General features: G+C 60.0%; 9 protein-coding genes and 1 pseudogene. 3 read left to right on the top strand and 7 right to left on the bottom strand.

All coding sequences use genetic code 11. The features are described 5' to 3' along the window. Together MFF26_RS26075 and MFF26_RS26070 are read left to right on the top strand one after the other, a co-directional pair. A pseudogene (locus MFF26_RS26075) lies at positions 1–244 on the top strand (hypothetical protein); the annotation flags it as partial. 123 nt (positions 245–367) lie between these two features. Further along, positions 368–829, top strand: a complete 462-nt coding sequence (locus MFF26_RS26070) for an acyltransferase (protein ID WP_137829865.1) — start codon at positions 368–370, stop codon at positions 827–829. A gap of 6 nt (positions 830–835) precedes the next feature. On the opposite strand, the gene MFF26_RS26065 is transcribed toward MFF26_RS26070, so the two are convergent. The 6 genes from MFF26_RS26065 to MFF26_RS26040 all read right to left on the bottom strand — a co-directional run bounded on the left by MFF26_RS26065 (position 836) and on the right by MFF26_RS26040 (position 8,876). Continuing rightward, positions 836–2,197 carry an O-antigen ligase family protein gene (locus MFF26_RS26065; protein WP_238308933.1) on the bottom strand — a complete coding sequence of 454 codons (1,362 nt, stop codon included), beginning with the start codon at positions 2,195–2,197 and terminating at the stop codon, positions 836–838. Between the two features lie 50 nt (positions 2,198–2,247). Further along, positions 2,248–3,699 carry an oligosaccharide flippase family protein gene (locus tag MFF26_RS26060; protein WP_171015479.1) on the bottom strand — a complete coding sequence of 484 codons (1,452 nt, stop codon included), beginning with the start codon at positions 3,697–3,699 and terminating at the stop codon, positions 2,248–2,250. 93 nt (positions 3,700–3,792) lie between these two features. Beyond that, complete coding sequence (locus MFF26_RS26055; protein ID WP_137829862.1) at positions 3,793–6,036, bottom strand: exopolysaccharide transport family protein; 2,244 nt, start codon at positions 6,034–6,036, stop codon at positions 3,793–3,795. A gap of 165 nt (positions 6,037–6,201) precedes the next feature. Continuing rightward, positions 6,202–7,209, bottom strand: a complete 1,008-nt coding sequence (locus tag MFF26_RS26050) for a glycosyltransferase (protein ID WP_171015478.1) — start codon at positions 7,207–7,209, stop codon at positions 6,202–6,204. A gap of 111 nt (positions 7,210–7,320) precedes the next feature. Next, entirely contained in the window at positions 7,321–7,923 is a 603-nt protein-coding gene (locus tag MFF26_RS26540) for a CatB-related O-acetyltransferase (RefSeq protein WP_137829860.1), read from the bottom strand. Positions 7,924–7,934: 11 nt separating this feature from the next. After that, complete coding sequence (locus tag MFF26_RS26040; protein ID WP_137829859.1) at positions 7,935–8,876, bottom strand: glycosyltransferase; 942 nt, start codon at positions 8,874–8,876, stop codon at positions 7,935–7,937. 286 nt (positions 8,877–9,162) lie between these two features. Here MFF26_RS26040 and MFF26_RS26035 point away from each other — a divergent pair, with 286 nt between their 5' ends. Next, entirely contained in the window at positions 9,163–10,524 is a 1,362-nt protein-coding gene (locus MFF26_RS26035) for an exosortase/archaeosortase family protein (protein WP_137829858.1), read from the top strand. A gap of 251 nt (positions 10,525–10,775) precedes the next feature. Here the strand turns inward: MFF26_RS26035 and MFF26_RS26030 are convergent, their stop codons facing one another. Continuing rightward, entirely contained in the window at positions 10,776–11,675 is a 900-nt protein-coding gene (locus MFF26_RS26030) for a glycosyltransferase family 2 protein (protein WP_171015477.1), read from the bottom strand. Between the last annotated feature and the right edge of the window lie 638 nt (positions 11,676–12,313).

Here is a 12,313-nt window from a genome sequence, read left to right as displayed (position 1 = left end):
GGGGGACCAGCTGGTGTTCTCGGCGAGCGCGCTGGGCCATCAGGTCGGGCCGGGGGCGCTGGCGGCGGAGTGGTTCACGGAAGGCACGGCGGCGACGGTGAGCGGCCACGGCCAGTTCGTGCACGACGTGGCGCACAAGCAGCTTCTGTGGGACGCGGACGGGACGGGCGGCGGCGCGGCCGTGACGGTGGCAACCTTCGCCACCCCGGCCAACCTCCATGCTCAGGACTTCTTCATCGTCTGAAGAAGCCAGAACCTCGGACAGCGAAACGGCAAACGACACGCCGGAGCGGATGGAGAGGATGACCGAGTCCGCGAAAGGATGTAATGGTCCCTCTTCGTTGAAACAGAAGGCCAAACGGGGTCGATGCGCAGTCTCAACAAGTTCCTTGGACTCCGCAAAGCCCTCGTCAGGCTGAAGTGGCTCTACTTCACGAAGGTCTGGGGGATGGATATCGATCCAACCGCGACCTTTTCGCTGAGCGTGCGCTTCGACAAGACTTACCCCAAAGGCGTGCATATCGGCGCCGAGTCCTACGTCGCGTTCGACGCCGCGATCCTCGCTCACGACATGACGCGTGGGCTCTACCTCGACACGTGGATCGGGCGCCGCTGCTTCATCGGGGCCAGAAGTGTCATTCTGCCGGGCATCCGAATCGGCGACGAATGCATTGTCGCCTCGGGCAGCATCGTGACAAAGGACGTGCCTCCGCGCTCCATCGTTGCCGGCAACCCAGCAACGGTCATCCGCAGCGATATCGAGGTGGGTCCGTTCGGCCGGTTCACCGATGCTGGCCAGCCCAATCGGCTGGCACGATTTGCCCGATAGGCGTCCTCACCCCGTCATCGTGCGCTTCAATACCCGCTTCACCCGCGGCGATCCTTCGCCGCTTCCGACCAAAGCGGAACTGGGCGGCTCGTCGTCCCGGGTAGACGGATGCAGATAGATGCTTTCCGTGAGGCCTGCGCGCGCACCGAGGACGATTGCGAGCAGCGCCCAGGTCGAGCCCCAAAAATGGACCGTGAAGGCGTTGAAGACGATGATGAAGATGACAATCGCGAGACCCTGGCGCAGCACGGTGATGCGCTCGCTTTCGTAGCGCCTCTGAGGGCGCAACGGCATCGTCACGCCGGTGGAGAGAAACGAGAGCACCATCAGAACGAGGGCGGGCACGCCATGGCGGATGGTCTGAATCAGATACAGGGAATCGATGCTGCTCGGCATCTCCTCTGATCGGAGCCAATCCGCGAAGCCTATTCCAATCCAGGGGGCTCTTTCCACGTTGAGACCCACCCACTGCCAGATCAGCACCCGGAACAGACCCGTTTGAGGGTCGTAGGTCAGATTCTGGATCAAGGTTGTGAGCGGGTCATCGACGAGCGCGAAGAAGGTCACGAGTGCAAAGATCGCGGCGGCAGCGAGGACGAGCATACGCCACGGGAAGCGGTCGAACGCGCGAAGGAACAGGATCGTCGCGATCGACATCAGGAGCGAGAGCACCGGCGCCGAAGACAGCGGCAAGAGAATGCCGACCACGCAGACGGCGATCCAGCCGATTTTCTCGATCGCCCGCAACGCTGAATGGCCGATGATGAGGGTGCACATCACGAAAAACACCCCGAACAGAATCGGGTGCTCGAGCGAGCCCTGAGCTCTCACGAGGCCGAACCGTTTCACGATGATGTCGTCCAGGGGCGCGCGCGAGAGGATTCTTCCAATCGTCCAGATCAGGTGCTGACCCGAGATGGTGTCGAGGAAGGCCGTTACGACGAGAATCGCGGCGACGAAGCGGAGCACCCGCACCATTTGCTGAAAGCCGGCAGGTGTTCCGAAAAAGACCCGTGCCAAGAAATAGGCGAGAGCGAACTCGATCGCTGCCACGGCGCCGTAGCCGACAAGACCTTTCGCGCCTTCGTGGATGCCGAGCGTGACGAGCATCCAAATTGCCGTGATCGGTACCAGCAGGTCCGAGGCAATCGGAACGTAACCGCCCATGGTGAGCTTTCGCCACAGCTCTCGGAAGGTCCAGACACTGGCCAGAAAGAGGGCGATGCGGGGCACCGTCAGGGCACCCACGACGATCGTCAGCGACGACGGTGCCACGAGGGAGCCGGGGAAGAGCCAGGCAATCCAATAGGCGAGCCGGGAATTGGCACGATAGCCGGCCGACGTCCCTCTCGCCGCGAGGCGCCGCAATCTCGGACTGACATAGGTGACGGCGGGAGGAAGCCTCCGGGTCACCGTACTCATTCTGCTGCCTGTTTCCGAGGAGGTTGCATGTCGGACCGAACCGTTGGTCGGTAGGCTTGGCGCGCCGGCTTGGACAGCACCGCCAAGCCCGTTGCGAGAAGAACCACTGCGCAGCCCATGCCGACCGCGAGCCGCGGTAGAAACGGATCGAGCATCGGGACCGTCTCGAACAACACGCCGACCGCGAGAGGCAAAACGAAGAACGTTGTGCTCGCAGTGACGGCATCCCGCCAAGCCGTACCGAGCCGTCCCCGCACGATCGTGAGGGCCGCAATCAGCGCGACGATTTCGCCAACGACCATGCCGGCGAGAAGCGATTCGAGCTGCGGATGAATCCATACCAGCAGGGCGCCGAGCGCGAGGCCGAGCATCGGCATCTGGTTGGCCACGGCCAGTTTGGCCGTGCCCCCCGTTTGCAACAATACGGCCGTCATCGGTTCCGTTCGGCAGACGCGGAGATAGACGATGAGGCCGACCAGCAGGATCGTGAGGTCCGACGCGACGAAGCGCGCGCCGAAGATTGCGGGCATGAAGCTCTTGGCCAAGACCTCCCAGCCAAGGGCGTAGGCTGCCGCGACCATCGGTACGGCCCGTGCGTAGAGCCGGAGGCGCGCCTCGTAGACGTCCGGTCGATCCACGGCGTTGATGAGGCCCGCCATTTGAACGGGACCGAGCAGGCGGAACAGGCCGGAAGTCGGAACATACGAGGTGAGGATCACGACCGCGTAAAGGCCGAGCGTCTGAAGGCCGAGGAAGGCACCGACCAAGAGACGGTCGCCCTGGGTCATGATGGCGTTGCCGAGCCCGTTGGCCATCAGCGGGAGCGAATAACGCAGCGCCTGCCCCACCAACGGTCCCCGCAGCATCACGCGGAACGGCACGGTTGCGAGAATGTGGGTGAGCCCAACATTCACGATCGCCTGCACGATCAGGTAGGCGATGAGGGCGTAATGCGTTCCGGTCCACAAGCCGACGGCCAGCATCACCGCGATGCCGCAGCCATGGGATACGAGAGACGCAATGAGCTGCGGTTTATAACGGTAGTCGCGCTCGTAGACCCTCAGTTCCAGATTTTCCAAACTCTTGATCAGAGGGAGTGGGGCGAGCCAAGCGAAGGCTGACCAGTCACCGCAGCTGACCATACCACAACCGACCGGGTAGCTTAACGCGAGGAAGAGAGCCGCGACGAGCAACCCTCGCATCAGCGCAATGCCATGCGCGGTGGCGAGCGCTTCCTGGTAGCGATCCCGCGATGTTGCGAGCACGAAGCGGTACAGGCTCGTGTCGGTGATCTGCTCTACCGCACCGTAGGTTGCCGACAGTGCGGCCGCAAAACCGAACTCGTAGGGACCGAGCACCCGTGTGAGGATGATCATCCGCACAAACGGAACGCCGATCTCCGTAGCCCCGAGAAAGGCGAGCGCCCCCATCTTGGATAGTGCCGCCAAGCGCATCAACCGCCGCCTTTCAGGTCGATTGTCGTGACGCGCAGATGATCGTCTGCGCGGAGGGGCAATGTGGCTGGTCGGAACCCCCCGTCCTTAATGCGAGAAGTACTTCGAGCTGTAATAGGTTGTAACGCGCTCGCCGTAACGCGGGAGAGCTTTCATCTCGGCCATATTGATGACCGATCCAACAAGCTTTTCGTAGATGCCAGGGATCGATTCAAGGGCATCGCCGACGATGTTGGGCTCACTCTTGCCATAGGCGAGAACGAGGAGAAAGTTGGTGATCGAGCTCGAAACCGCGCGGACATCCGAGAGCGGCACGACCGGTGGCAGGTCGACGACGACGTAGTCGTATTGCGAACGGGCGACCTCGATCAGACGACGAAAATACTCGGACTCGAGGCCCGTCACGAGCGCGCTGTCCCGCGTACCACCGTTTGCCTCCTGAAAGTTCGCAAATTCGGGGCGGCTGCTGGTGAGCGCGGGAATGAAATCGAACGGCAAGTCGGGCCGGCGCACGAGGGTGAGCGCAGAGCTCGGCGTTGCGTCGCGATCAGGCGTATCGGCATTGCGGGTTGGTGCGATGGCGTTGGAAAGACTCGGATTTCGCATGTCGCCATCAATCAGGAGGACCCGCCGGTCATTCTGAGCGAGCAGGAAAGCGAGATTGGACGAGATTGTCGTCTTACCCTCGTCGGGAACGCACGAGATGACGCCGACGATCGGACAACCGCCTGGGCTGCTACGACTATCGATCGTCGTCCGCACGGTTCGGAGCGTTTCGGCGGCGATGGTGAAGGGGTTACGAACGACATAATCGAGGGGCATACGGCGCTCGCCCGATTTTGAAAGCCGACCGTTTTTAGGGATCTCGGGAAGGTAACCGAGGCACTCGACACCGGAAGCGGCCTCCGCTTCCGCGCGCGTATGGATTCTGCGGTACATCAACTCGATGACGAACGCGCCGCCAAGTCCACCGATCAATCCGAGCAGGGTCCCGGCCGCAGCGAACAGGATCCTCTTCGGCTTGGCCGGGGCGGTCGGCGGAACAGCTGCGCCGATGACCCGTGCCTCGCTCACGGGGAAGCTCTGCCGCTGGAGCGCGTCATTGTAGCGCTGCATGAAGGCATCGTAGGAGGCGCGCAACGCCTTCGCCTGAGCCTCCATCGCATTGAGCTTGACCTGCGCTTCGCCCGTCGCCGTCGCGCGACGGAATTGCTCGTCGAGGTTGGTGCGGATCGACTCTTCCCGCGAGGCGGCGACCTCGTACTCGTTCTTGTATGTCTCTTTGTACCGCAGGAGCTCACGGCGGATCGAATCCTCCATGGCCTTGGCATCCGCGCGGAGCTTGATAACGGCCGCGTGGGTCTCGCCGTAACGCGATGCCAGCGCTCCAGCCTTGTTGAGGACGTCGAGATATTGCGTCCGGAGCTTTGAGATGACGGAGTTCTGAAATGCGTCCGTCACCGACAACTCGCCCCCGGACTCGAAGGAGAAGCGCGTGACTTGGTCGTAGCGGGCTTTGGCCTGGGCTCGCTGGGAGGTCGCATCGGCGAGCTGCAGGCTCAGATTCTGGAGTTGCTGCTCATCGACGAGTTTGCCATCCGAGCGCGCGATTTTCGCTTGGCCTTGATATTCGCTCGCCGCCCGTTCCGCCGTCAGCATCTGCTGAGAGAGTTGATCCGTGCGCATCTTCAGCCAAGACACGGCTTGGCGCGTCACCTCGTACTCGGCGTCAAGCTGTTTCTTGATATAAACGTCGGCGAATGCGTTCGCGACACGCGCCGCCAATTCGGGATCGCGCGATTCATACGTGATCGTAAAGGAATAGCTCTTATCGACCCGCTCGACTTTGAGCCCCTTCGAGACAGCCGTCATCGTATCGGGAATGCGGCTCTCTTCATCCTGCTCGGGTTCCGATGACGAAAAAAGGGATTTGACCCTCGCCACGAGGCCCTTCGGCGGATTTGTAAATTCCGGATTGTTCTGAAGATCGAGCTGGATCACGACAGCGCGCAACACGCTCTCGGACTTCAATGTTTCAGCTTCGGTATCGGCCCGGCCGGAATCGATCAAAGGCTCGTCGCGGCGCTGTGTTTGCGCGTTGACGGGCTGAGCGATCGCGACGCGGCGCGGATCGAGCGAGATCTGTGCGACGGCCTGATAAATCGGCGTCATCAGATAGCTGCCGGCATAACCGGCGAACAGGCCCAGCGGGATCAGCGCCAGTATAAGCCGCAGGTGCCGCTGAATGATCGATAGGACGACACGGACTTCGTTGACCAAGCTTGGCCGCTCGGGGAACGGGACCGCGTAACTGACATTCGTCTCAATCATGGATCACCGTAAGCCACTCGTGCCAAAAGCCTTGACAGAAGCGGTAAGACTGAGGCCGCTTAAGCGAAAAAGACGCCGATTTGGAGGCATACGGATCGCTTTGTACATCTTATTTTGCGTTGCAGCGAGGTATCCCTTCAGTTGGCTTCCGGCACGGCTAATGGATCATGCCGGTCGGGACGGCGGCGCGAAGCGCTTCGGAAAACCCTTCTCTCCCTTCAGGCCGCTGAACCAGCCAGCCAGAGCGACACCGAAATTCTTATAAGCCCCTTGAACAGCATATTGCGTCGTCAAAAGGAGCGTTACGATCGCGACGATCGGGAATATCACTGGATAGAACCGGCGCGTGAGGAGGAGCTTGCTTCGCTCATCTAGAAACACCGAGAAGCTTGAACGCATCTTTCTGTTGCTGTTCGAGCCGATGGTTGCGCCGTGATCGTGAAGTACGATGGAGTCGTGTGCATAGCCAATTCTGAAATGGCCGCGCCTGAGACACCAGTCGACTTCTTCGGCGTAGAGGAAGTATCCTTCCTCCATCGGACCGATAACCTCTATGAATTGGCGTGTTACATACATAGAGGCGCCGGATACGTACTGCATCTCGGCCTCGATCTTCGCGGTATCGGGAGTGGCGTCCGCGGGTTCGCCCAGTCCGATATTCCAGCCGCGCGCCATCCACCGTCGCCAGCGCCCGGCATACATCTGAATGCGCTGATTGTGGCTGAGAACGATGCGGCTGCCGACAATGCCATACCCGCCTTCGACGGCTCGACGCTTGAGCGCAGCGAGTGCGTCCGGCTCCGGTGCAGTATCCGGATTGAGGATCCAGATTGCATCCCAATCCGGATCAGATTTCAGGTATGCGAGAACAGCATTGATGCCACCAGCATAGCCAAGATTTCCGGGTGCGCGGTGGGCGAATACGCGTGTTTCTTTGCCCGCGAGACGAAATTCCCGGGTCAGGAAACCCGGCGAAACTGATTGGCGCGCGGAAGGTGTTTCCCCACCGAGTTCCGAGAGGGCGTGGCAAAGCTCATCATACGAGTCATCGCCGCCATTCTCACAGATATGAACGGCGTGATCTGGACCTTCGAGGCTTTTCAGAGCTGTAAGGCATTCTGCAATATCGCTGGAACAGCGGAAGCCGATTATAACGATAGCGCAGTAGCTCACGTTTTGCCTGCTTCCTTTTTCGTGAAAGGTCGCCAGGATGTTATGGCATAAGCATGCCGGATGCCAGGGCTTCGCTGCCGAAGCTCCCCGCGCGCTGCAATTTCTTGAGGATCACGGTGCGACGTGCGTGTCGGATGGCGCGAAGACGAAACCGGGACGCTCCGCCACGAGGCGCTTCAAACCCGTTTTGTCCAACTCCCACCAGCGAGTCGCGTCGATCCGGGCAATCGTCTCTTCGTCGAATCGCTTGCGGATGATCTTGGCGGGGGCGCCGGCGAGGATTGCGTAAGGCGGGACGTCTTTTGTGACGACAGCTCCCGCACCGACGATCGCTCCCCTGCCGATCCGACCGCATCCCGGCGTGACGATGACGTTGTGACTGAGCCAGACGCCATCCTCGATCACAAGCCGTGTCTTCACCACCCGATCGGTTGCAACGACACCGAAGCTCGGATCGTAAAAATATGGATGCGTCGAGAGCGCGTCCATGGGGTGGTTCGCATCGAGGACGCGGGAGGATCGCGCGATTGAGCAATAGCGGCCAATGACGGTGCCGGGCGGGATGCGCCACCGATCGAAGCATCCATAGGAGTAGAGGCCGACCTGGATGTCGTAGCGAGATGCGAAGTGCTGCCGCAGCGCTAGGCTTTCGTATTCATTGCGTCGTTCCCGAAACAGCAGCGCTCTCTCACGGATCGTGTCGAGAATTTTCATGCCAGCTTTCGTCACAGTTCGCTTGTGAGAAGGGTGCGTATCGGAGTCGCCTGCGCGAGCCAACGGTCGTTGCGTTCGGCGCCGTCCCGAAGGCTGATCGTCTGAGCGGCATAGCGCGCGTAATCACCTGCAACGTCCCTGCAGGCATCCCTGAGAGCCTCAACCGAATTATCGACGAAACGCCCGGCGGTGAACAGGCTGAGCAGGAGCGGCTTATCGCTCACGATCATGGGCTTGCCCGCCCCGACTGCTTCGCCCGCTGCGCTGAGCTGGACGCCGTCATGGGTCGTCAGGCAAAGGATGCCCGTCGCCCGTTCGACCAATGCGTCATATTCATCGATCGGCAGGAAACCGGTGAAGGTGACGTTCCCGGGCACGTTGTCCAGCAACCCCTGCCCGGCAGCGCGGGCGCGCGGTCCCGTGATCATGAAGTCGTAGTCCGGCATCAGCCGAGCTGCTTCGAGGACGTTGCGTACGGGTTCGTCCTTGTAGAACGAGCATGGCACGACAAAACAGGGCCTGCCGTCCGGAGGAGTCGCTGCGATCGCGCCGAAACTCGGCGAGCGGTCTTCGAGTACGTGGAGGTTTCGGGCGCCGAGACCGAGATCGACGGCGAGCGCCCGCATGTCCTCGTTGTGCACCAGAACGAGATCGAATTTTCGGAGTACGCGCCGTGTGAACGGGACCGATAGCCAGTGCCGGGTGAGAGCCGAGTTATGGAGATCCGCAACCAAACGAGGGCGGTTCCTGCCATAGACAAGGCATAGAAGCAGGCAAAGATGAGCGACGAAATTCGGAGGCATCTGAATCCAGACCGCGTCCGGCCGCTGTCGCACCAGGGTCCAGGCCGTCCGAATGGCCTGCCAGGGATAGCTGAGGAGAACCTTCAGGAAGATCGGGCGCGCGAGAAGGGTCGGGACAAAGCAGACGTCGTAACCGAAGTACGCGCTCATAGAAGTTGGGCGACGTTGATACTCGACCCAAGCAAAATATATCTGCTTTCGCGCCTTGTTATCAAAACTGGTGTGATCAAGGGGCACGTCTTACCGGTTGCTGATGTTGGATTGAGTGCTGCCTGCCGCGACGCGCTCGAACGATGATGCGTACTGCGGGTGACCCTTCAATGTGTTCATCGAGCAGCGCCCTGCCCATTGACGTCGTCCGTTGGCGCCACCCATTCGCCACATCGTGCGGTTTCTGGCAGAAAGAGGCAAATGGGAGATTCCGGACGCCCCGCTTATGACCACTTCCATGCCCATCGGCGTTCCCATCCCAACTGCTTTACCCATTCGGCGCACGGTGATCCTCGGCGCCGCGATGGCCCTGTGCGCGATCAACGGGCTTGCCGGCGCCATCATCCTGGCCGTTGAGCGGACAGGCTTCGTCGATGCTCTGTCGTCGCTTTTCAACATCAGCGCGATCGTATGGATTGCCGTCGTCTGCGGAATCGCGCTCGGGCTTTCGCCCGCTGCTGAAGACCGGGACGATCCCCTGCAGTCGCGAGACATCGTGGTGCTCGCGCTGGCGACCATACTGATCTTGGCGCCTTCGGGTACCTTGGGTTGGTTTGCTCTGACGGTCGTCGCCGGATGGACTCTTCTGACTTCGGAGCGTCGCCTCGCGCGCGCTGCCGCGATCCTGCTCGCCGTGACGATGCCCATGTGCTGGACGCGGCTTCTGTTTTCGTTTGCTGCTAAGCAAATCTTGGCCGCGGATGCGGAGCTCACAGCCATATTGCTTGGTACAACTGCAACAGGAAACCTCATTCAATTTCCAGGCGGCCATGGTTATTTTCAAATATACCCGGCATGCTCGTCCCTAGGCAACGTATCCCTGGCCATACTCGGATGGATGATTGCAGTCAATCTATTCGGAAGAGGTAGCTGGCGTCATGACCTATTTTGGGGATTGATGGCTTGCTGCAGCGTCATCGCGATCAATATCCTGCGACTGACTGCTATTGGAGCATACCCACAGCATTTCGACCTGATACACGGTACCGTTGGCAACACGGTCACCGGGTGGCTGTCCCTCATCGCGATCACAATGGTTTGTTGGGCGGGCCTGCGAAACGTTGAGTTGCCGAATGACGGCACGCCGACGCCCATCGGGCATGGTCTTCGCGCGCTGCCGTCCGTGGCCGCTTCGGTCTTGCTCGTCATCACAATCCTGAGTGTCGGGACGAAGCTCGCCCTGGAGGCAGCGCCCGATATTCGCGATCCTGTCGCGCTCCGGCGCGCCATAGGAGAGCGCCTGATCAAAAACGGGCTACGGGTGACCGAGATTCAGGGCACGCCTGAACTCATGCTGGTGGCGGAGCGTGATTCATGCCGCATCGTGCTGCTCGAAGCGCGCACGCAAGGGTGGAACGACGCCCTGATCCGGCAAATGAAGGGCGAGGACGACAGCCTGCGCTTCATCTACCGAGGGGCGAGCTATGCGGAACTGCCGCTTTTCCGTTCGACGTGGCAGTATCAAACAGCCCGCATCGCCCGGCAAATTGGCGGGGCCGGGTTTGCCTGGCATCCTGTTCTCGCCGTGCTCTCGAGCCCCGCTTGTTCAGACGAAATGAGTGTTCTTGGGGGGGCTCTTGCTTTGTAAGAACCCGCCCAATGTTGCTGTAACGTATAACGTGTTGCGATCGTCCAACAAATAGCCGCATACCTGGGCTGGAAGGCTGGCTTTGCGGTTCAGGGGACGAAAGTCCGGTATCTGCCGTAATGGCGACGACAAGGTGTTGTTCCCTCGACCAAGATGCGATCGAGGGGGCTTCGCCTGCACGGCATATGCCGATTGCGCGATTTAGGTAGAGCGAGAGATTGCCGGGTCAGCGTTCTCTTGCTGCAGCCGTCTCATGAAGTTCTGCGCGTGAAGAGCAGTCGGTTCATTTCGAAAAAGCGGTACGTCCGGATCGCGAAGAGGATGCGTGCCGCGGCAAGGCGGTCGGCGAGCCTGGGTAATTCTGGGGCCGCCAACACCCGCAAGACGTGAATGAAGGGCGATAAGAGTACGGCGAATGACCGTATGAACCACTTCAAACGTCCACGCGGTTTGTCTTTTATGAGAAGATAACCCTCTCGTGATAGTCTTTCGAATTTTTTTCGCAATTCCTGCCAATTGCGGCGGGCGGGATGGCCGACGATGACACTGGGATCGTAGATGATTTTATAGTTTTTCGCGAGTGCGCGGTGCGACCAGTCCACATCCTCCGAGACCGCCCTGCGAAAACCGCCGACATCTTCGAAGACGTTTTTCCTCACCGCCATATTTCCCGAGCCGGTAAAACCCTTCTTGCGAATGTACTTGTCGAATCGGAAGGCGAAAACGGCCTCGAACGCTTCTACGGGCGAGGGGCAACCGGGTATCTCAGATTCGGTGACAACACGACCGCCGACAATTGCGTGCGTCTGCAAGGCTTCCAACGCTTGCGAGAGCCAATCAGGTGCCGGACGGCAATCCGAGTCGATAAAGGCAAGTAACGGCGCACGTGCCGCAGCAGCACCGACGTTGCGCGCAGGCCCTGCGCCTTGCTCGAGAGCCAGAAGCACAATTGCTCTATCGTCGACGACTTCGCGCACGCGATCGAGGGTGCATAGAGAGTTGTTATCGACAACCAGCACTTCGAAGCTCTCTCGACAGAGCGTCTGAGCCTCCAGCATTTGCAGGCATCGGTCGAGATTTTTCAAATCATCGAAATGTGGAATAACGACCGAGATTTTCAAATGTGATGCAATTTCTTGATTGTCAGACACGGCCAATCACCGTTCGGTGATGTTGCAGAGATCGGTCTTCCGCGCCGTCGCGTAGCAAGCCTGTCGTTGACGGACGCGCAGCGTTGCGCCGACGGCTTGAGCTCTGCGTATATGGTACATTGACGTTTCTCATTGAGGGGATTTCTACGAGAAGGACACGACGGTGTCGAGGGTATCGAGCTTGGCTTTAGTTCATTATGTGGTGGATACGCTCCTTGGACATTGGTTGAGGTGAAGCCATTTGCCGCGTCACCGTGACATCGGCGCGTCGGGTGTAAGCATCGCGCATGTATGGGGTTGCCCAAGTCGGGCTCTGCGCAGCACCGGATGATTTTTTTGAAATAAAGCTCTTTTTTTATGGTCGGTAACGCGTTGCGATGATTGCGCTTCGTTTTGTCGTCGATGAGCTATGATCTCGGCGACGTTGGGCCGCGTCGGTGTTTGGGTATGTCGTGCTTTGCGCCGTCGTGAGGAGCATCTTTTGCCTCCGATTGGGCTCCGCCTTTCTCGCAATACGATACGCGCACCTAGAGGCTGTTATGGATCTATCGGCTGGACGGCTCAGATGATGGGTCATGAGCCAGTCCCGGAAAGCCTACCCGTCTGATGTGTCCGACGACGAATGGGCGTTGGTCGCC

This window comes from Methylorubrum suomiense (assembly GCF_022179765.1).
GTDB classification, from domain to species: Bacteria; Pseudomonadota; Alphaproteobacteria; order Rhizobiales; family Beijerinckiaceae; genus Methylobacterium; species Methylobacterium suomiense.
Note: the sequence above shows the minus strand (reverse complement) of the source record. Positions and strands in the feature narration are given on the sequence as shown.

What these genes read in the sequence shown, in the direction of transcription:
- MFF26_RS26070 (WP_137829865.1), top strand. Translation starts at nt 368, where the DNA reads ATGCGCAGTCTCAACAAGTTCCTTGGACTCCGCAAAGCCCTCGTCAGG.
- MFF26_RS26035 (WP_137829858.1), top strand. Translation starts at nt 9,163, where the DNA reads ATGACCACTTCCATGCCCATCGGCGTTCCCATCCCAACTGCTTTACCC.
- MFF26_RS26540 (WP_137829860.1), bottom strand. Translation starts at nt 7,923, where the DNA reads ATGAAAATTCTCGACACGATCCGTGAGAGAGCGCTGCTGTTTCGGGAA.
- MFF26_RS26055 (WP_137829862.1), bottom strand. Translation starts at nt 6,036, where the DNA reads ATGATTGAGACGAATGTCAGTTACGCGGTCCCGTTCCCCGAGCGGCCA.
- MFF26_RS26040 (WP_137829859.1), bottom strand. Translation starts at nt 8,876, where the DNA reads ATGAGCGCGTACTTCGGTTACGACGTCTGCTTTGTCCCGACCCTTCTC.